Origin of the sequence: Streptomyces sp. NPDC058619, assembly GCF_042717785.1 — a bacterium.
Taxonomy (GTDB): Bacteria; Actinomycetota; Actinomycetes; order Streptomycetales; family Streptomycetaceae; genus Streptomyces.
Genome location: NZ_JBHXQN010000004.1, coordinates 109,873 through 128,500, shown reverse-complemented (window position 1 = coordinate 128,500; position 18,628 = coordinate 109,873). Strand labels below are relative to the sequence as shown.

Genomic DNA, 18,628 nt, shown 5'->3' with positions numbered 1-18,628 from the left:
AGGAGTTCCCGGCACGCCGTGTCACTCCCACCGGCGCCACCGCGCTCCCCGTACGGATATCCGTGCGCGTACCCGCATCCGGACCGCTCAGCGGGGAACCGGGGAGCCCGCCCGGCCCCGCACCCAACCGGCGCCCGACCCGGCCCGGTTCCCGGCCTCGCCCGGCGCCCGCCCACCCCGCCCCGCGCCCCGTCAGCGCTTCTTGCGCAGCGACTTCGGACCGTCGAGGCCCTTGGGAGGCTTCGGGGACTTCGGAGGCTTGACCTTGATCTCCACCCCGCCCCAGAACGCGAAGCCGGTCACGACCACCCGCGGAGCGCCCGGCTCCGCCGGGCCCGGGGTGTCGCGCTGGTCGAAGGCGCCCATCACGCCGATGCCCCGGACGTCGATCTCCACCCCCGGCGGCACCGTGATCTGGACGCCTCCCATGACCGCGACGCAGCTGATCACGACCTCGCGCTGGGCGAAGTCCGCCTCGCGCAGGTCCAGCTCCCCACCGCCCCAGAACGCCACCGCGTCGAAGCGCGCGGGCACCGTCCACCGGCCCTTGCGCTGGAAGCTCGACATGACCGCGACCGCCCCGGACGAGCTCGCCGGCTCCCGGCCGACCCGCTCGGCCCAGGGCCGCACCGTGCCCCCGCCGGCGAGCGGCACCGGCGTCGGGGAGGCCGCCGGGGCGACACCCCCCGGGACGCCCGGCACCGCCGGCAGGTCGCGGGTCAGCGGTTCCAGCTCCGCGTACGTACGGGACGTGTAGGCCGCCTCCAGTCGCTCCTCGAACTCCTCCATGTCGAGCCGGCCCTCGGCCACCGCGTCGCGCAACCGCTCCACCACCCGGTCCCGGTCGGCATCGGACGCCCTCAGCTCCGGCAACGGCTTCTCCGGCCGCTCGTCACTCATGTGGCCCAGCCTATGCACTGATCCACGGGAGTTGTATGGCCCGCCGCCCCCCTGCACCCCGGGCTCGACCCTGATTTATCCCCGCCCCGCGGAGGGTTTCGACCCCGACCCGCGGACGCTTCCGTCCCCGACCCGCCTACGGCGTCACCCCCGGCCCGCGTACATCCGCGCGATCACGTCCTCGATGTCCGGCTCCCGCACCGACAGGTCCACCAGCGGGTACTGCGCCGCCACCGCCGCCACCAGCGGCGCCGCCGACGCCCCCGCCGGGAACGCCAGCCACTGCCGCGGCCCGTCCACCTTCACCACCCGCGCGCCCGGCACGCTGATCGGCGCGAGCTCGCGCTCCAGGTCCACCACCAGCGTCCGCTCGCTCTCCCCGACCGACCCCGCCGAGTGCAGCCCCTGCAGCGGCCCGTCGTACATCAGCCGGCCGTGGTCGATCACCATCACCCGCTCGCACAGCTGCTCGATGTCCTGGAGGTCGTGCGTGGTCAGCAGCACCGTCGTGCCGAGCTCCTCGTTCAGCTGCCGCAGGAAGCCGCGCACCTTCGCCTTGCTCACCACGTCGAGCCCGATCGTCGGCTCGTCCAGGTACAGCACGTCCGGATCGTGCAGCAGCGCCGCCGCGATGTCCCCGCGCATCCGCTGCCCCAGCGAGAGCTGGCGCACCGGCACGTCGAGCAGCTCGGCCAGGTCCAGCCGGTCCACGCAGCGCTCCATGTTCTGCGCGAACCGCGCCGCCGGGATCCGGTACATCCGCCGCATCAGCCCGTACGAGTCCTTCAGCGGCAGGTCCCACCACAGCGTGGTCCGCTGCCCGAAGACCACGCCGATCCGGTGCGCGAGCCGCATCCGCTCCCGCGCCGGGTCGATGCCCGCGACCCGCAGCCGGCCGCCGCTCGGGGTCAGGATGCCGGTCAGCATCTTGATGGTGGTCGACTTCCCGGCGCCGTTGGGCCCGATGTAGCCGACCATCTCGCCCCGCGCCACCTCGAAACTGAGCCCGTCCACGGCCCTGACCTGACGCTTCTCCCGGCGCATCAGCCCCACCCGGCGCCGTACGTCGAACACCTTCTCGACCCCGTCCAGCGAGATCAGCGCATCCGCCACAGCCAACTCCCTAGCTTCCCGTGCTTCGGTACGAACGGACACCCGCACGCCACGCCAGCGACGCGGGCAGGAACACGGCGAACGCCACCAGCGGGCTCACGAACGCGACCCACTGCGGCAGCCCCAGCGGATCCGGCCGGCCCAGCAGGTACAGCGCGGGCAGCCAGTTGACGAAGGCCAGCGGAACGATGAAGGTCACCCCGCGCAGCAGGTCCTTGCCGAACACCGTCGGCGGGTACTGGAGCATCGTGCAGCCCCCGTACGTGAAGGAGTTCTGCACCTCCGCCGCGTCCCCGGCCAGGAACTGGAACGCCGCACCCGCCACCATGACCGCCCCGAAGATCGCCGCACCCGCCGTGATCATCACCGGCACCAGCAGCACCTTGCCGATGGTCCACTCCAGGTCCAGCGCGGACACCGCCCAGGCCAGCAGCCCCAGGCCCTGGGCGATCCGGCCCAGCCGGCGCAGCGCGAAGCGGTCCGCCGCGACCTGCGCGAGCACCGGGACCGGACGCACCAGCATGGTGTCGAGCGAGCCGTCGCGGATGCGGGAGCCGATCCGGTCGGTGTTGCCCAGGAGCAGGTCCGCCAGGCCCAGGGAGGCCGAGCAGGACCCGTACAGCAGGGCGACCTCGGGCAGCGTGAAACCGCCCAGGACGTCCACGTGCGAGAACATGATGGCGATCGCGACGAAGTCGAGGAGCGTGATCGCCGCGTTCCCGAAGGTCGACAGGAAGAACGACGTCCGGTACGTCATCGTCGACCGGATCCACATCGCCACGATCAGCCCGTAGCCCCGCACCCCCTCCACGGCCCGGTTGCGCCGGGGCAGCTCCAGCTCCTGCTCCATCCGGCTCCGCGCCAGCACCGCCTCAGCCACCCTGGACCACCACCTTCCGCGTCGCCGCCGACTGCACCAGCCGGCCCGCCCCCAGCAGGACCACCGCCCACCCGGCCTGGAACGCCAGCGCCCCGGCCGCCGCCCCCGCCCCCGCGTGCTCGCCCAGCAGCACGTCCATCGGGACCTGGAGCATCGCCGCCCACGGCAGGACCCGGACGAGCTCGCCGAAGCCGCCCGGGAACACGGTGAGCGGCAGCAGCATCCCGGAGAAGAAGATCGTGACCACGGTGGCCATCAGGTTGATCCCCGCCCCGTCCATCAGCCAGAACGCCGCCAGCCCGAGCAGGTAGCGCAGCGCGAAGCTCACCACCAGCCCGAGCGTGACGGAGACCAGGAACAGCAGCCAGCGCGCCGGGTCCGCCGGCAGCGCCAGCGGGAACGCCAGCGCCCCCGCCAGCAGCGGCAGCACCCCGCGCCCCGCCAACTGGAAGGCGGCCCGGCCCAGATCGGCCGCCAGCCACCACATCTGGAGGTCCGCCGGCCGGTACAGGTCGACGGCGATGTCCCCCGTACGGACGCGCTCCTGGAGCTCCTCCTGGAACCCGCCGCCGATGAGCGCCGCCGCGGCGAGCAGCGCCTGGCTGACCCACACGAAGGTCAGGGCCTGCGCCTGGTCGTAGCCGCCGAGTCCGGGCCGCTCGTCCCACAGCGCGATGTACGTGTACGCGACGATGAAGCCGAACACGGTGTTCGTGAACACCCCCGCCGCCGTCGCCGTCCCGTAGGTGGCGTAGCGCCGGAATCCCCCGGCCGCGACCGCCAGGTAGAGACGCACCGACGACCGGGCTCCCCCGCCTGCTCTCTGACGCACCGTATCCCTCCGTTTCCCACGTCGTTCCTACGTCGGCCAAAGCGCGCGAGCTTAGTGCGGAGGGGCGATCCCCGCGACCGGTTTTACGCCCGTCCGGCTCGGAACCCGTGGCCATCGGGTAGACACCATGAGGTACAGAAGTGGATATTTCGCACGGCGCCGAGGAGTCCTGGAGATGAGCGACCCGTCACCACCACCGGGCTGGAACCCTCGCGACCCGGACACCCCGCCCGGGGACCCGCGAGCCCGGCAGTCCCCGCGGCAGCCCGGTACGCCCCGACAGCCGGGCACGTCACAAGACCAGGGACCACCCGGGGAGCCCGGAAAGGCGGGGAAACCGGGGAAGCCCGGCAGGAAGGTGCGCGACAGGCGGACCGGCGCGCGGCGCCTCCTCCCCACCTGGCGCACGGTCGCGGGCGGCGTCCTGCTGCTCGCCCTGCTGCTGGGCGGCGCCCTCGTCGCCGGCTACCTCCTGGTCGACATCCCCCCGGCCAACGCCGCGGCGACCGCCCAGTCGAACGTCTACCTCTACTCCGACGGCTCCCTGATCGCCCGCGACGGCGAGGTCAACCGGGTCAACGTCGCGCTCTCCCAGGTCCCCCGCACCGTCCAGGAAGCCGTACTGGCCGCCGAGGACCGGGACTTCTACTCCGAGCGGGCGGTCGACCCCAAGGCGATGCTCCGGGCCGCCTGGAACACCGCCACCGGCAAGGGCACCCAGTCCGGCTCGACCATCACCCAGCAGTACGTGAAGAACTACTACCTGGGCCAGGAACAGACGATCAAGCGCAAGGCCAAGGAGTTCTTCATCGCGATCAAGCTCGGCCGCGAGAAGTCGAAGGACTACATCCTCGAGGGCTACCTGAACACCAGCTACTTCGGCCGCAACGCCTACGGCGTCCAGGCCGCCTCCCAGGCCTACTACGGCAAGGACGTCGACCGGCTCACCACCGCCGAGGGCGCCTACCTCGCCACCCTCCTCAACTCCCCCAGCGCCTTCGACGTCGTCTCCCACCCGCAGAGCCGCCCGCGCGCCGTCGCCCGCTGGAACTACGTGCTCGACGGCATGGTGAAGAAGGACTGGATGCCCGCCGCCGAGCGCGCGGCCACGCAGTTCCCCGAGCCCGGCAAGGTCCGTACGGCCGCCGGGCTGTCCGGGCAGCGCGGCTACCTCGTCGAGGCCGTCAGGGACTTCATCGTCGAGCGGAAGGTCCTCGCCGACAAGACTCTCGCCGGGGGCGGCTACCGCATCACCACGACCATCGACCGGCGCCGTCAGAACGCCTTCGTCGAAGCCGTCGACGGCGAGATGGTCGGCAAGCTCGAACCGGACAAGCGCAAGGCCGACCGCCTCGTACGGGCCGGCGGGGTCTCCATCGACCCGGCCACCGGCAAGGTCGTCGCCATGTACGGCGGCATCGACTACACCAAGCAGTACGTCAACAACGCGACCCGGCACGACTACCAGGTCGCCTCTACCTTCAAGCCGTTCGTGTTCGCGGCCGCCGTCGAGAACGGCTCCCGCACCCAGGACGGCCGCCGCATCACCCCCCACACGGTCTACAACGGCGACAACAAGCGCCGCGTCGTGGGCACCCGCATCCCCTACGCCCCCGAGAACGAGGGCCAGGTGTCGTACGGGAACATCACCGTCGCCACCGCCACCGACCTCTCCGTGAACGCCGTCTTCGCCCAGATGGTCGTCGACGTCGGCACCGACGAGGTCAAGAAGACCGCCGTCGCCCTCGGCATCCCCGAGGACACCCCGAACTTCGACTCCGGACCGGCCATGGCGCTCGGCACGATGCAGGCCAGCGTCCTGGACATGACCCAGGCGTACACGACGCTCGCGGACCACGGCCGGCGCACCCCGTACACCTTCCTGGAGGAGATCACCAAGGGCGGCGACACCGTCGGGCTCCCTGCCCGCGAGCCGTCCCAGGCCGTCAGCCGCGAGGCCGCGGACACCACCACCTCGGTGCTGGTCAGCGTCGTCGACAACGGCACGGGCACCGCGGCCCTCGCCGCAGGCCACCCCGCGGCCGGCAAGACCGGAACCGGGGAGCTGGACCGCTCGGCCTGGTTCGCGGCGTACACCCCGGACCTGGTCACGGTGGTGGCGATGATGGGCCAGGACCCCGACACCGGCACCCTCCAGTCCCTGTACGGCGCCCTGGGCGAACCCCGGATCGGCGGCGGCGGCTACCCGGCCCGGATCTGGGCCGCGTACACGAAGACGGCGCTGGAGGGCACCGACCCGCTCGACTTCGAACTCGACCTCCAGCCCGGCGCGGCCAACCCGCCGCCGCTGCTGCCGCCGTCCGAGTCCGACACCCCGCCGCGGACCCCGGGCGGCCGTACGCCGACGCCCCCGCAGCGGCCTGGCCGGCCGACACCCCCCACCCCGTCCACGGGCGGTCAGGACCAGGGGGGGCGGACGAACAACGGCCAGGGCGACGGCGGCCAGACCGACGGCGGCCGCACGGACGGCGGGCAGGGCGACGGCGGACAGGGCGACGGCGGACAGACGCAGGGAGGCCAGACGGACGGCGGCACCACCCAGGGCAACCAGGGCGGCGCCACCACGGGCACCCAGGGCACGGACGGGGGCGCCACCGAGGGGCTGCGCCCGCCGCCGTCCGCGTTCCTGGAGTGACACGGCGGCCGGACCGGGCACGCCCCGGCGCGGCGGCCGGACCGGGGCACGCCCCGGCCGGTCAGTGGCCGGAGGTCGCCTTCAGCCCCACGACGGCGACCAGCAGCAGACAGATGAAGAAGATCCGGGCGGCGGTCACGGGCTCACCCAGCACCGCCATACCGAGCACGGCCGCACCGGCGGCCCCGATGCCCACCCACACCCCGTACGCCGTACCGATCGGCAGGGTCTTGGCAGCGTAGGACAGCAACACCATGCTGGCGACGATCCCGGCGCCCGTGAACACACTGGGCCACAGCCGGGTGAATCCCTCGGTGAACTTCATTCCGATCGACCAGCCGACTTCGAGCAGACCGGCGACGAGCAGCAGGATCCAGGCCATGAAGGCACCTCCGGGACGAGAGCGAACGGGGTGCGTCGTCTTGTCCTCAACCCGGTACGGCGCGTCTCGTCGGGGTACTCACCCACCGTAGCAAAGGGCGGTGTGCGGGGCCGGTGACCCTGGTCACCGGCCCCGCACACCGCCCGTCGTCGTCCTTGCCCTCCCCGTCAGGGACTCAGAGGTACAGCCCGGTGGAGTCCTCGGACCCCTCCAGCCGCTCGGCCGCCACGGCGTGCAGGTCGCGCTCGCGCATCAGCACGTACGTCGCCCCCCGCACCTCCACCTCGGCCCGGTCCTCGGGGTCGTACAGCACCCGGTCGCCGGGCTCGACACCCCGCACGTTCTGCCCGACCGCGACCACCTCGGCCCAGGCCAGCCGCTTGCCCACCGCGGCCGTCGCCGGGATGAGGATGCCGCCGCCCGAGCGGCGCTCGCCCTCCGGCAGGTCGGACTTCACGAGCACGCGGTCGTGCAGCATGCGGATGGGCAGCTTGTCGTGGGTGGTTTTCTCGCTCACGCCCTGAACCTACCCGCCCGCACCCGCCCCGCACGCCGGAGGGGTCGTCAGCGCTTGCGGCGCGCCGACACCACGATCAGGCCGACGACAGCGACCGCCAGCAGGGCCACGGGCACGATCCGCTCGACGCGCGGAGTCCCGTCCTCGTCGCGGAACCGGCTCGCCACGTCCGTCACCAGACGGTTCACCGACACGTAGGCCCGCCCGGCGGTGTGGTCGACCGTCGAGGCCACCTTGGCCTTCGCGTCCCCGATGATCGTCTTCGGGTGCATGCGCACGCCGATCTCGTCGAGCGTCTCGGCGAGCTGGTCGCGCCGGCGGACGATGTCCGCCTCGATCTGTGCGGGGGTCCTGGCTTCCGGCACCGCGCTGCCTCCGTCGTCGTGTGGTCTGTGGGCATGATCCGTCATGGACACTCTGTCAGCTTAGGCTCATGCCGTACCGATCCCCTCCCGAGGAGACTGTCTGACATGAGCGAGCGACTCCAGCCGGGCGACACCGCCCCCGCCTTCACCCTGCCCGACGCGGACGGCAACGAGGTCTCGCTCGCCGACCACAAGGGCCGCAAGGTGATCGTCTACTTCTACCCGGCCGCCCTGACGCCGGGCTGCACGAAGCAGGCCTGCGACTTCACGGACAACCTGGACGTCCTGGCGACGGCGGGCTACGACGTCATCGGCGTCTCCCCGGACAAGCCGGAGAAGCTGGCGAAGTTCCGCGACCAGGAACATCTGAAGGTGACCCTGGTCGGCGACCCGGAGAAGGCCGTCCTGACCGCGTACGGGGCCTTCGGCGAGAAGAAGCTGTACGGCAAGACGGTGACCGGGGTGATCCGCTCCACGGTGGTCGTGGGCGAGGAGGGCACGGTCGAGCACGCCTTCTACAACGTCAAGGCCACCGGCCACGTAGCCAAGATCATCAAGGACCTGGGCATCTGACCCGGCCCCTTCGCGCGACGGTGCGGCCCGCACCCCCCGGTGCGGGCCGCCGTACACCTGCGCCATGTGCGGGAACCCCGGCGAGTGGCGCGGCCGGCCGATCACGCTCCAGATCGACCACATCAGCGGAGACCGGCTGGACAACAGGCCCGAAAACCTCCGCTGCGCACTTCCCCAACTGCCACTCCCCGACTGATGCGTGGTGCCGCAAACGCCGCCCCAACCCTGTCGCCTCCCCAACCGCCGCGCCCGTAGACTGAGTGCGACCCAGGCGGGCCTAGTGTCCGAATTGGGGTCACATGTAGCGGTTGTGATGGAATGGCTAGACATGCTGGGTTTAGGTCCCAGTGGGGTAAAACCCGTGGGGGTTCGAATCCCCCCAACCGCACGTCTACGCCGAGGCCCCGTACGCAGTTGCGTACGGGGCCTCGGCGTACCGGGCGGCAGACCCGTCAGCCCAGGAGGGTGCGGACTTCCGGGATCAGGGCGCGGAAGGCCTGGCCGCGGTGGGAGATGGCGTTCTTCTCCGCCGGCGTCAGCTCCGCGCACGTGCGGGACTCGCCGAGGGGCTGGAGGACCGGGTCGTAGCCGAAGCCGCCCGTGCCCGCCGGGGTGTGGCGCAGGGTGCCGAGGAGGCGGCCCTCGACGACGCGCTCGGTGCCGTCCGGGAGGGCCAGGGCGGCCGCGCAGAAGAAGTGCGCGCCGCGGTGCTCGTCGCCGATGTCGCCGAGCTGGGCCAGCAGGAGCGCGAGGTTAGCGGCGTCGTCGCCGTGGGCGCCGGCCCAGCGGGCGGAGAAGATCCCGGGGGCGCCGTTCAGGACGTCCACGCACAGGCCGGAGTCGTCGGCGACGGCCGGCAGGCCGGTGGCCCGGGCCAGGGCGTGGGCCTTGAGGAGGGCGTTCTCGGCGAAGGTGACGCCGGTTTCCTTCACGTCCGGGATCTCGGGGTACGCGTCCGCGCCGACCAGCTCGTGCGGCAGGCCGGCGGCGGACAGGATCGCGCGGAGTTCGGTGACTTTGCCCGCGTTGCGGGTGGCGAGGACGAGGCGGCTGGGCGTGGAGGTCATGCCCGCCATTATTCCGGCCCGCGTGGCGGCGGCGGCCGGCCGCCCCCGCGCGGGCGGCCCGGCGGACCCGGGCCGGGAGCCGGGGGCCAAGGCCCCGCGCGGCCCGAGCCCGCGCCGCGGCCCCGCGCTTCCCGCCCCGGTCGCGTCAGCCGGGGGTGCAGACCTTGGAGAGTTCGCTCGCCGCGTCGGCGACGGGCTGGATGTCAGGGGTGGCGTCGCCGCCCTCGATCGAGGTGCGGACGTTCTTGACCGCCGTCTCCATCGAGTCGATGGCCTTGCCCAGGTCGGCGTTGTCCGTCTGGTCGCCGATCTTCTTGAGGTTGGCCTCGATCGCGTCGAGCGCGTTCTGGGCGTCCTGGGGGCTGTTGCCGGCCCGGGAGACCGCCTGCTGGAGGTCGTTCGCGCCGTCCGTGATGGCCACCGCCGTGCTGGCGCAGTCCATCGCCGTGGAGATGGCGTCGCAGGCGGAGAGGCCGGGTATGGCCAGGGCCGCGGCGAGGGCCACGGCGGCAATGCGGTGCTTCGGCTTGATCGGCTTCACTTCGGGGTCCCCCGGGAACTCGGATGCGTGGACGTACAGGGACGTTCATTTGACGTAGGTGGACATACGTGGACGTGGACGGGCGCACGGCTCTGACACCGTGCGCCCGTACCGGCGTAGACGCCGGGTCGCGCCCGGCGGTTGCCGCCTACAGTTCCAGCGCGCCGCGCTGGATGGCCTCGAGGTCCGCGCAGCCGCCGGCGGCGAGGTCGAGGAGGGCGTTCAGTTCCTTGCGGTCGAAGGGCTCGCCCTCGGCGGTGCCCTGGACCTCGACGAAGCGGCCGTCGCCGGTGCAGACCACGTTCATGTCGGTCTCGGCCCGCACGTCCTCCTCGTAACAGAGGTCGAGGAGGGGCTCGCCGTCGACGATGCCGACGCTGACGGCGGCGACGGTGCCGGTGAGCGGCTTGCGGCCGGCCTTGACCAGCTTCTTCTGCTGGCCCCAGGCGACGGCGTCCGCGAGGGCGACGTACGCGCCGGTGATGGCGGCGGTGCGGGTGCCGCCGTCGGCCTGGAGGACGTCGCAGTCCAGGACGATGGTGTTCTCGCCGAGCGCCTTGTAGTCGATGACGGCGCGCAGCGAGCGGCCGATCAGGCGGGAGATCTCGTGGGTTCGGCCGCCGATCTTGCCGCGTACGGATTCGCGGTCGCCGCGGGTGTTGGTGGAGCGGGGCAGCATCGAGTACTCGGAGGTGACCCAGCCTTCGCCGCTGCCCTTGCGCCAGCGCGGGACGCCTTCGGTGAAGGAGGCGGTGCAGAAGACCTTGGTGTCGCCGAAGGAGATGAGGACGGAGCCCTCGGCGTGCTTGCTCCATCCGCGTTCGATGGTGACCGGGCGGAGCTGTTCGGCGGTACGGCCGTCGATGCGAGACATGGCTCCGAGCCTAGTCCCTGCGGGGGAACGCGAGGACCCCGTCCCGGGGGCCGGGACGGGGTCTTCGGTGGTGCTGTGGTGGGTCCGGTCAGTGGGACCGGATCACATCATGTCCTCGATGTCGGCGGCGATCGGGTCGGCGTCGGTGCCGATGACGACCTGGATCGCGGTGCCCATCTTGACGACGCCGTGGGCGCCGGCGGCCTTGAGGGCGACCTCGTCGACGAGGCCGGGGTCCTTGACCTCGGTGCGGAGGCGGGTGATGCAGCCCTCGACCTCTTCGATGTTGTCGATACCGCCGAGCCCGGCGACGATCTTCTCAGCCTTGGTGGCCATGTGTTTCTCCCTGAGTGTGACGAAGAACGAGTCTCGGCGGCCAGTACGCGGAATCCGCCCGTGTGGCCCGCTTTGTCACGGTAACTCACGGTTGGCCCATCTTCACGGGCGCGTGTCCGGTCCCTGCCGAATGATGACGATCAGCAGCAACCTGTCCACAACTGGTCTACACCAGTGTGCCGCACGCGTCGCGGCTGCCAAAAACGAGCCGGTCAGGGAGGACGCCGATGAGTGCGAGCAGCGCCACAGGGGTGCCACAGCAGAAGTGGTGGAACGGCGTGTTCCAGGGACTCCAGAAGATGGGGCGGAGCCTGCAGCTGCCGATCGCCGTCCTGCCGGCGGCGGGCATCCTGAACCGGCTCGGCCAGGACGACGTGTTCGGCAAGGACGGCCTGGGCTGGAACGACGTCGCGAGGGTGATGGCGAGCGCGGGCGGCGCCCTGCTCAACGCCGACCTCGGCCTCCCCCTCCTCTTCTGCATCGGTGTCGCGATCGGGATGGCCAAGAAGGCGGACGGCTCCACGGCGCTCGCCGCGGTGGTGGGCTTCCTGGTCTACCGGAGCGTGCTGCGCGCCTTCCCCCTGGCCTGCCCCGACGGGACGAAGGACATCGGGGGCGGCTGCCTGGGCCCGGACGACACCTTCGCCGAGTACGCGTTCCAGAACCCGGGGGTCTTCGGCGGCATCATCATGGGCCTGCTGACGGCCTGGTTCTGGCAGCGCTTCCACCGGGTGAAGCTGGTCGACTGGCTGGGCTTCTTCAACGGCCGCCGGCTGGTGCCGATCATCATGACCTTCGTCGCGATCGCGTTCGCGGTGCTGTGCCTGTGGGTCTGGCCGCCGATCGGCGGCGCGCTGGAGAGCTTCTCGGACTGGCTGGTGGGCCTGGGTTCGTGGGGCGCCGGGATCTTCGGCATCGCGAACCGCGCGCTGCTCGTCATCGGACTGCACCAGTTCCTGAACGTGCCGGTCTGGTTCCAGTTCGGCAGCTTCACCAAGCCGGACGGGCAGGTCGTGCACGGCGACATCCCGATGTTCCTGGCGGGCGACCCGAACGCCGGGCAGTTCCTCTCCGGCTTCTTCCCCATCATGATGTTCGCCCTCCCGGCTGCGGCCCTGGCCATCACGCACTGCGCCAAGCCGCGGCGGCGCAAGGAGGTCGGCGGACTCATGCTGTCGGTCGGCCTGACCTCGTTCGTCACCGGGATCACGGAACCGCTGGAGTACTCGTTCCTCTTCGTGGCGCCGCTGCTGTACGTGATCCACGCGGTGCTGACGGGCGTGTCGATGGCGGTGACCTGGGCGCTGGGCGTGCACGACGGCTTCAGCTTCTCCGCCGGCCTGATCGACTACGTCATCAACTGGAGCCTCGCCACGAAGCCCTGGATGATCATCCCGATCGGCCTGTGCTTCGCGGTCGTCTACTACGCGGTGTTCCGCTTCGCGATCACGAAGTTCGACATCCCGACCCCGGGCCGGGAGCCGGACGAGGAGATCGAGGCGATGGAGTCGGAGACCACCCGGGCGTAGCCGAGCCGTGATGTAGCCGCGAACGACTCCCGCCGGGCCTTCGGTCCCGGCGGTGCGGGCCCTCGGATCCCAGGATCCGGGGGCCTTCGCCCTGCCCGGAGGACCGGGGTTCCGGATGCGCGGCCCGTTCGGGCCGGATGTGGCGCAGACCACAGGAAATTGAAGGTTCCTTATCTAACCCTCACCGTGTTACAACTGGTCTACACCACTTATTGGTGTAGACCATGCGGGCTTGTCCGGCCCCTGCGGTCCACCTTTCTGAGACGTCGCCATCTCCAGTTTCCTTGTCCCCTGGCGGCGCCTTGCCCACTGGAGGAACCACATGTCCACAGCGACCGCTGCGGAAAACAAGAAGGGCGCTGGCGTGATGGCCGTCATGCAGCGCATCGGCCGGAGCCTCATGCTCCCCGTTGCCGTGCTGCCTGCCGGCGCGCTCCTGCTCCGCCTGGGCGCCGACGACATGCTCGGCGACAAGGACGTGTTCCCGACCTTCATCCTGAAGATCGCCGGATACATGGCCGCCGGTGGTGGCGCGATCCTCGACAACATGGCGCTGCTGTTCGCCGTCGGCATCGCGATCGGCTTCGCCAAGAAGTCCGACGGTTCCACGGCACTGGCCGCCGTCACCGGTTACCTGGTCTTCCAGAAGGTCCTCGCCACCTTCACCGACAGCAACCTGCCCCAGGTCGCCAAGGTCGTCGGCGGCAAGATCGTCAACGTCGACGCCCCGGTCAACGCCGGTGTGCTCGGCGGTGTCGTGATGGGCATCATCACCGCGCTGCTCTACCAGAAGTTCTACCGGACCAAGCTGCCGGACTGGGCGGGCTTCTTCGGCGGCCGCCGCCTCGTCCCGATCCTCTCCGCCCTCGCGGGTCTGCTCACCGGCATCGTCTTCGGTCTGATCTGGCCGGTCCTCGGCACGGGCCTGCACAACTTCGGTGAGTGGCTGACCGGTTCGGGCGCCGTCGGCGCCGGCATCTTCGGTGTCGCCAACCGCGCGCTCATCCCGATCGGCATGCACCACCTGCTGAACTCCTTCCCGTGGTTCCAGGCCGGTTCGTACGACACCGCCAACGGCGCCGTCCACGGTGACATCGCCCGCTTCCTCGCCGGTGACCCCTCCGCCGGACAGTTCATGACCGGCTTCTTCCCGATCATGATGTTCGCCCTCCCGGCGGCCTGCCTCGCGATCGTCCACTGCGCCCGCCCCGAACGCCGCAAGGTCGTCGGCGGCATGATGTTCTCGCTCGCCCTCACCTCCTTCGTGACCGGTGTGACCGAGCCCATCGAGTTCACCTTCATGTTCATCGCCCCGGTGCTCTACGCGATCCACGCGGTCCTCACCGGTGTCTCCCTGGCCCTGACCTGGGCCCTGGGGATGCGCGACGGCTTCGGCTTCTCCGCCGGCCTCGTCGACTTCGCCCTCAACCTGGGCATCGCCGAGAAGCCCTGGATGCTGGCGGGCGTCGGCCTCTGCTTCGCGGTGGTCTACTACTTCGTCTTCCGCTTCGCGATCACCAAGTTCAACCTCCCCACCCCGGGCCGCGAGTCCGACGAGGAGCTCGCCGAGCTGGCGAAGGCCGAGGCCAAGTAAGCCCCGGCCCGACCTGCCGCACGCGGCCTTGACCGAAGCCCCTGCCTTTCCCTACGAAAGGCAGGGGCTTCGGCCTGCCCGCGCTCCCCGGCGTGGACGGCATGACTCCCCCGCACAGCCCCGCATCATCGGCCGGCCCGTCGGCGTGAACCTGGAGCCGGGCGACGTGCCGGAGATCCGGCGCGCGAAGCCCGAGTACGCCAAGCGGCTCGTCGACATGGGCGCGGCCCTCCTGTGCATCACGGCGAACCCGGGCACGGGCGGCTCGTACGAGGCCATGGCCCGGGTCCCCGACGAGCTGCGCCGGTGGCTGGCCGACGACGCGGCCCTCTGGTCGGGGAAGACGCACCACGCCGGGCACCCGGAGCGGATCACCACTGCGCGGCTGACGGCGCTGGTCGACGCGGGCGCGGACGGCGTGGTCATGCCGCTGCCGGGGGGTGACGCCGCCACACCTGGAACCGGATGGCGCTCGGCGGCCGGCGCGCCCGGCCCGCGGCCGACCGGGACGCGGCGGCTTAGAGGCGGTCCGGTGGCGGTCCGTCGGCGGCTCAGACCTCGTAGACGGCGCCCGCGTGGGCCAGGTCGACGCGGCCGCCGTAGACCGCGCGGGCGTCGGCGAGGTTGCGCTCGGCGTCCGTCCACGGCGGGATGTGCGTGAGCACGAGCCGGCCGACGTCGCCGCCGCGGGCGTACTCGCCGGCCTCGCGGCCGTTGAGGTGCAGGTCCGGGACGTCCTCCTTGCCGTGGGTGAAGGACGCCTCGCAGAGGAACAGGTCGGCGCCCTTGGCGAGCAGGCCCAGCTCGGGGCAGGCGCCGGTGTCGCCGGAGTACGTGAGCGAGCGGCCGCCGTGCTCGACGCGGATGCCGTACGACTCGACCGGGTGGCTGACCCGCTCGGTGCGCACCCGGAAGGGGCCGATGTCGAAGGTGCCGGACTTCAGGGTGCGGAAGTCGAAGACCTCGCTCATGGAGCGCTCGTCGGGAACGTCGTCGTAGGCGGTGGTCAGGCGCCTCTCGGTGCCCTCGGGGCCGTAGACGGGCAGCGCGGGGCAGCGCCCGCCCTCGTGCCGGTAGAAACGGGCGACGAAGTACGCGCACATGTCGATGCAGTGGTCGGCGTGCAGGTGGCTCAGGAAGATCGCGTCGAGGTCGTAGAGACCGCAGTGGCGCTGGAGTTCGCCGAGGGCGCCGTTGCCCATGTCGAGGAGCAGCCGGAAGCCCTCGGCCTCGACGAGGTAGCTCGAACAGGCCGATTCCGCAGACGGGAACGAGCCCGAACAGCCGACGACGGTGAGCTTCATGGAGCGTGAACCTCCGTGGACGGTCCGTGGACGGAATGCGGGCCGTGCGTGGGTCGAGCGTAAGGCGCGGAACGTCGGGTCGCTCCTCCGCGGCAGGCCGTTGTGGGGGGAATCACCTGCGCTGTCACCCGGGGGAGCGACGGTGGGTACGGGCGTTGCCGAGGCCGGGTGTTCCCTGCCGTGCCGGGGCATTCCCACACGGCTACGGTCGAAACATGGACACCTCCTGGTGGCCCCCGGTGGCCGCGGTCGTGGCCGTCGCGCTGGTGGTGCTGGTCGCCGGAGGACGGCTGGGACTCCCCCGCCGGGCCCCGCCCGCACGGGGGACGGGTCCGCCGCCGCGGCCGCGGGCGGGCGAGCTGTGGCGCCTGGCCGACGGCCGGCTGTGCCTGGTGCTGCTGTCGGCGGGGCGGGCACGGGGCCACCGGGCGCGGGTCGCGTGGATCACGGGTAAGTACGACGACCGGCGCGCCGGGGTGATCCCGCTGCCGCCGGGAACCGTGGGGGCGCAGGGCCGGGCGGGTTACCTGGAGGCGGACCGGCCGGCGGAGGTGTCGGTGTGGGAGTTCCGCGAACGGGCGGGGGTGCTGGACCCGACGGTGTGGGACGAGGTGAAGGGACTGGGAGGCGGCCGGTGATCCGCGTACGGGGGCTGTACGACCCGGCGGACCGGGCCGGGGCCACACATCCAACCCCGCCGGCGTTTGAGGCGCGGGGTCCGGGGCGCAGCCCGGGGGGTTTGAGCCCCGCCGGCGTTTGAGGCGCGGGGTCCGGGGCGCAGCCCCGGGGCTTGGGCCCCGCCTCCGTCAAGAGCGGACCAGGGTCCGGGCAACGCGCGGGGGCCTGGGGGAGCCGGGCCGGGTCCGGGCAGCGCCCGGGGCGGCGGGGGCACCGGGGGTGCCGTCAGGCCACCGCCCCGCACCGACCGCCCGGCCCGCCGCGAGGCGCACCGCACCGCACCGCCCGGCCCGCCGCGGGGCGGGGGCCAAGGGGCCCGGGCCGTCAGGCCCAGAGCTGGCCCTGGAGGGCCTCGATGGCCTCCTCCGTCGTCGCCGCCGTGTACACGCCCGTGGACAGGTACTTCCAGCCCCCGTCGGCCACGACGAACACGATGTCCGCCGTCTCGCCCGCGGCCGCCGCCTTGCGGCCGACGCCGATCGCCGCGTGCAGGGCCGCGCCCGTGGAGACGCCCGCGAAGATGCCCTCCTGCTGGAGCAGTTCCCGGGCGCGGGTCACGGCGTCCGCCGAGCCCACCGAGAAGCGGGTGGTCAGCACGGAGGCGTCGTACAGCTCCGGGACGAAGCCCTCGTCGAGGTTCCGCAGGCCGTACACGAGGTCGTCGTACCGCGGCTCGGCCGCGACGATCTTGACGCCCTCGACGTGTTCGCGCAGGTAGCGGCCGACGCCCATCAGCGTGCCGGTCGTGCCCAGGCCCGCCACGAAGTGGGTGATCGACGGGAGGTCGGCGAGGATCTCCGGGCCGGTCGTGGCGTAGTGCGCGCCCGCGTTGTCCGGGTTGCCGTACTGGTAGAGCATCACCCAGTCCGGGTGCTCCGCCGCCAGTTCCTTGGCCACCCGGACCGCGGTGTTCGACCCGCCCGCCGCGGGCGACGGGATGATCTCGGCTCCCCACATGCTGAGAAGGTCCCGGCGCTCCTGCGAGGTGTTCTCCGGCATCACGCAGACGATGCGGTAGCCCTTGAGCTTGGCCGCCATCGCCAGGGAGATGCCGGTGTTGCCCGAGGTGGGCTCCAGGATCGTGCAGCCGGGGTACAGCCGGCCGTCCTTCTCGGCCTGCTCGACCATGTGGAGCGCGGGGCGGTCCTTGATCGAGCCGGTCGGGTTGCGGTCCTCCAGCTTGGCCCAGATGCGCACCTCGTCCGAGGGCGACAGCCGGGGCAGCAGGACCAGCGGCGTGTTGCCGACCGCGGCCAGCGGGGAGTCGTAGCGCATTACTTCGATCCGCCGGCCACGGCCGGGAGGATGGTGACGCTGTCGCCGTCCTTGAGCGCGGTCGAGATGCCGTCCAGGAAGCGGACGTCCTCGTCGTTGAGGTAGACGTTCACGAAGCGGCGCAGCTTGCCGCCGTCGATGATGCGCTCCTCGATGCCCTTGTGGCGGGTCTCCAGGTCGGAGAACAGCTCGGACAGGGTCGCGCCCTGGCCCGACACGGCCTTCTCGCCGTCGGTGTAGGTGCGGAGGATGGTCGGGATGCGGACCTCGATGGCCATGGCGGGCTCCTGTGTCGTGAGGATCTGGGGGGTCGTGCGAGGGCGTGGGGCGGCGATGCTGGGCGCGCGGTTCTCGTGCCCCCGCGCGACGGGGCGGTGTGGTGCTCAGGCAGCAGGACAGATGGCACTGGCGAGGCGGCACAGGTCGACGTGCAGCCGCGCCACGAGCAGCAGCCTGCCGGGCGTCTCGATGCTCACGTCGTGGGAAACCATGCGGTCATGTTAACGATTCCCGACCGGCGGTTTGGAGTGTGATCCCGCATCGTGGACGCCAGCCGCTCACATACTGGTCAGTAGGCCGCTACGACCTGCACTTCCTCTTCGGTGATCACTCCGTCGACGATGCGGTACGAGCGGAACTGGAACTCCCCGAGGCCGTCCTCGTCCGCCGTCGAGACCAGGACGTAGTGGGCGCCGGGCTCGTTCGCGTACGTGACGTCGGTGCGCGAGGGGTAGGCCTCGGTCGCGGTGTGCGAGTGGTAGACGATCACCGGCTCCTCGTCGCGGTCGTCCAGCTCGCGGTAGAGCTTCAGCAGGTCCTTCGAGTCGAACTCGTAGAACGTGGGCGAGCGGGCCGCGTTGAGCATCGGGACGAACCGCTCGGGGCGGTCGGTGCCGGCCGGCCCGGCCACGACGCCGCAGGCCTCGTCGGGGTGGTCCTGGCGGGCGTGCCCGACGATCTGGTCGTAGAGGGCCTGGGTGAGGGTCAGCATGAGCGACAGGATAAGCAGACGGGCCCTCCCGTACCGAGGGGCGGTACGGGAGGGCCCGAATGATGGACACACCGCCCTGGGGGCGGGGTGTCGGGGCCGTGGGGGGCCGGCGCGGGCGGGGGGGGGGGCCCCCCCCGCCCCGGGGGGGGGGGGGCGGGCGGGGGGGGGGCGGGGGGGGGGGGGGGTAGAGTAAAAAAAAAAAAAAACAACCAAAAAAAAAC

General features: G+C 71.6%; 22 protein-coding genes, 1 tRNA gene and 1 riboswitch. Of the genes, 7 read left to right on the top strand and 16 right to left on the bottom strand.

The window, feature by feature from the left end; genetic code table 11:
* Positions 1 to 192 precede the first annotated feature (192 nt).
* From ACFWTC_RS06340 to ACFWTC_RS06325, 4 genes are all read right to left on the bottom strand, one after another.
* A complete protein-coding gene (locus ACFWTC_RS06340; protein ID WP_383920642.1) occupies positions 193 to 900 on the bottom strand; it encodes a DUF1707 domain-containing protein in 708 nt (235 codons plus the stop codon).
* Positions 901 to 1,044: 144 nt separating this feature from the next.
* Positions 1,045 to 2,055 carry an ATP-binding cassette domain-containing protein gene (locus tag ACFWTC_RS06335; RefSeq protein ID WP_383920645.1) on the bottom strand — a complete coding sequence of 337 codons (1,011 nt, stop codon included), beginning with the start codon at positions 2,053 to 2,055 and terminating at the stop codon, positions 1,045 to 1,047.
* On the bottom strand, positions 2,024 to 2,893 hold the full coding sequence (locus ACFWTC_RS06330; RefSeq protein ID WP_384030378.1) for an ABC transporter permease: 870 nt from the start codon (positions 2,891 to 2,893) through the stop codon (positions 2,024 to 2,026). The genes ACFWTC_RS06335 and ACFWTC_RS06330 overlap by 32 nt, the downstream gene beginning before the upstream one ends.
* Positions 2,886 to 3,689 (bottom strand): ABC transporter permease, encoded by an 804-nt coding sequence (locus tag ACFWTC_RS06325; protein ID WP_383920650.1) that lies wholly within the window; start codon positions 3,687 to 3,689, stop codon positions 2,886 to 2,888. The genes ACFWTC_RS06330 and ACFWTC_RS06325 overlap by 8 nt, the downstream gene beginning before the upstream one ends.
* 211 nt (positions 3,690 to 3,900) lie before the next feature.
* Here ACFWTC_RS06325 and ACFWTC_RS06320 point away from each other — a divergent pair, with 211 nt between their 5' ends.
* Positions 3,901 to 6,381: a transglycosylase domain-containing protein gene (locus ACFWTC_RS06320; RefSeq protein WP_383920653.1), complete on the top strand. Its 2,481-nt coding sequence runs from the start codon at positions 3,901 to 3,903 to the stop codon at positions 6,379 to 6,381.
* 61 nt (positions 6,382 to 6,442) lie between these two features.
* On the opposite strand, the gene ACFWTC_RS06315 is transcribed toward ACFWTC_RS06320, so the two are convergent.
* From ACFWTC_RS06315 to ACFWTC_RS06305, 3 genes are all read right to left on the bottom strand, one after another.
* A complete protein-coding gene (locus ACFWTC_RS06315; RefSeq protein ID WP_150519451.1) occupies positions 6,443 to 6,763 on the bottom strand; it encodes a multidrug efflux SMR transporter in 321 nt (106 codons plus the stop codon).
* A 29-nt stretch (positions 6,764 to 6,792) separates the two neighbouring features.
* Positions 6,793 to 6,860, bottom strand: a riboswitch (guanidine-III (ykkC-III) riboswitch).
* Positions 6,861 to 6,938: 78 nt separating this feature from the next.
* On the bottom strand, positions 6,939 to 7,241 hold the full coding sequence (locus ACFWTC_RS06310; protein WP_351276517.1) for a co-chaperone GroES: 303 nt from the start codon (positions 7,239 to 7,241) through the stop codon (positions 6,939 to 6,941).
* An 86-nt stretch (positions 7,242 to 7,327) separates the two neighbouring features.
* A complete protein-coding gene (locus ACFWTC_RS06305) occupies positions 7,328 to 7,645 on the bottom strand; it encodes a DUF3618 domain-containing protein (protein WP_384028262.1) in 318 nt (105 codons plus the stop codon).
* 105 nt (positions 7,646 to 7,750) lie between these two features.
* On the opposite strand from ACFWTC_RS06305, the gene bcp reads away from it, so the two are divergent.
* The 3 genes from bcp (at position 7,751) to ACFWTC_RS06290 (ending at position 8,606) form a co-directional block, all read left to right on the top strand.
* The gene (bcp, locus tag ACFWTC_RS06300) at positions 7,751 to 8,218 is read left to right on the top strand and encodes a thioredoxin-dependent thiol peroxidase (RefSeq protein ID WP_383924517.1); all 468 of its coding nucleotides are present in this window, start codon (positions 7,751 to 7,753) and stop codon (positions 8,216 to 8,218) included.
* 64 nt (positions 8,219 to 8,282) lie between these two features.
* Positions 8,283 to 8,414, top strand: a complete 132-nt coding sequence (locus ACFWTC_RS06295; protein ID WP_383924514.1) for an HNH endonuclease — start codon at positions 8,283 to 8,285, stop codon at positions 8,412 to 8,414.
* A gap of 108 nt (positions 8,415 to 8,522) precedes the next feature.
* Positions 8,523 to 8,606: transfer RNA gene (locus ACFWTC_RS06290), tRNA-Leu, on the top strand.
* A 64-nt stretch (positions 8,607 to 8,670) separates the two neighbouring features.
* On the opposite strand, the gene rdgB is transcribed toward ACFWTC_RS06290, so the two are convergent.
* The 4 genes from rdgB to ACFWTC_RS06270 all read right to left on the bottom strand — a co-directional run bounded on the left by rdgB (position 8,671) and on the right by ACFWTC_RS06270 (position 11,090).
* Positions 8,671 to 9,285 carry an RdgB/HAM1 family non-canonical purine NTP pyrophosphatase gene (gene rdgB, locus ACFWTC_RS06285; RefSeq protein ID WP_383924511.1) on the bottom strand — a complete coding sequence of 205 codons (615 nt, stop codon included), beginning with the start codon at positions 9,283 to 9,285 and terminating at the stop codon, positions 8,671 to 8,673.
* 145 nt (positions 9,286 to 9,430) lie between these two features.
* Positions 9,431 to 9,826: a hypothetical protein gene (locus ACFWTC_RS06280; protein ID WP_384028264.1), complete on the bottom strand. Its 396-nt coding sequence runs from the start codon at positions 9,824 to 9,826 to the stop codon at positions 9,431 to 9,433.
* Between the two features lie 148 nt (positions 9,827 to 9,974).
* Positions 9,975 to 10,700, bottom strand: a complete 726-nt coding sequence (gene rph, locus ACFWTC_RS06275; protein WP_383924505.1) for a ribonuclease PH — start codon at positions 10,698 to 10,700, stop codon at positions 9,975 to 9,977.
* Positions 10,701 to 10,802: 102 nt separating this feature from the next.
* A complete protein-coding gene (locus ACFWTC_RS06270; protein ID WP_383924525.1) occupies positions 10,803 to 11,090 on the bottom strand; it encodes a glucose PTS transporter subunit EIIB in 288 nt (95 codons plus the stop codon).
* Between the two features lie 173 nt (positions 11,091 to 11,263).
* Between ACFWTC_RS06270 and ACFWTC_RS06265 the strand changes: the two genes are divergently transcribed.
* Both ACFWTC_RS06265 and ACFWTC_RS06260 read left to right on the top strand, forming a co-directional pair.
* The gene (locus ACFWTC_RS06265) at positions 11,264 to 12,565 is read left to right on the top strand and encodes a PTS transporter subunit EIIC (protein ID WP_384028266.1); all 1,302 of its coding nucleotides are present in this window, start codon (positions 11,264 to 11,266) and stop codon (positions 12,563 to 12,565) included.
* A gap of 322 nt (positions 12,566 to 12,887) precedes the next feature.
* Positions 12,888 to 14,159, top strand: coding sequence for a PTS transporter subunit EIIC (locus tag ACFWTC_RS06260; RefSeq protein ID WP_383924500.1), 1,272 nt, complete (start codon positions 12,888 to 12,890; stop codon positions 14,157 to 14,159).
* Between the two features lie 551 nt (positions 14,160 to 14,710).
* On the opposite strand, the gene ACFWTC_RS06255 is transcribed toward ACFWTC_RS06260, so the two are convergent.
* Entirely contained in the window at positions 14,711 to 15,463 is a 753-nt protein-coding gene (locus ACFWTC_RS06255) for an MBL fold metallo-hydrolase (protein ID WP_383924494.1), read from the bottom strand.
* Between the two features lie 215 nt (positions 15,464 to 15,678).
* Between ACFWTC_RS06255 and ACFWTC_RS06250 the strand changes: the two genes are divergently transcribed.
* Complete coding sequence (locus tag ACFWTC_RS06250; RefSeq protein ID WP_383924491.1) at positions 15,679 to 16,101, top strand: hypothetical protein; 423 nt, start codon at positions 15,679 to 15,681, stop codon at positions 16,099 to 16,101.
* A gap of 364 nt (positions 16,102 to 16,465) precedes the next feature.
* On the opposite strand, the gene ACFWTC_RS06245 is transcribed toward ACFWTC_RS06250, so the two are convergent.
* The 4 genes from ACFWTC_RS06245 to ACFWTC_RS06230 form a co-directional block, all read right to left on the bottom strand.
* Complete coding sequence (locus tag ACFWTC_RS06245) at positions 16,466 to 17,416, bottom strand: PLP-dependent cysteine synthase family protein (RefSeq protein WP_384028268.1); 951 nt, start codon at positions 17,414 to 17,416, stop codon at positions 16,466 to 16,468.
* Positions 17,416 to 17,694, bottom strand: coding sequence for a MoaD/ThiS family protein (locus ACFWTC_RS06240; RefSeq protein ID WP_383924487.1), 279 nt, complete (start codon positions 17,692 to 17,694; stop codon positions 17,416 to 17,418). Before ACFWTC_RS06240 ends, ACFWTC_RS06245 begins: the two co-directional genes overlap by 1 nt.
* A 105-nt stretch (positions 17,695 to 17,799) precedes the next feature.
* Positions 17,800 to 17,907 (bottom strand): putative leader peptide, encoded by a 108-nt coding sequence (locus tag ACFWTC_RS06235; RefSeq protein ID WP_311736929.1) that lies wholly within the window; start codon positions 17,905 to 17,907, stop codon positions 17,800 to 17,802.
* Between the two features lie 77 nt (positions 17,908 to 17,984).
* Entirely contained in the window at positions 17,985 to 18,407 is a 423-nt protein-coding gene (locus ACFWTC_RS06230) for a Mov34/MPN/PAD-1 family protein (protein ID WP_384028270.1), read from the bottom strand.
* Positions 18,408 to 18,628: the final 221 nt, after the last annotated feature.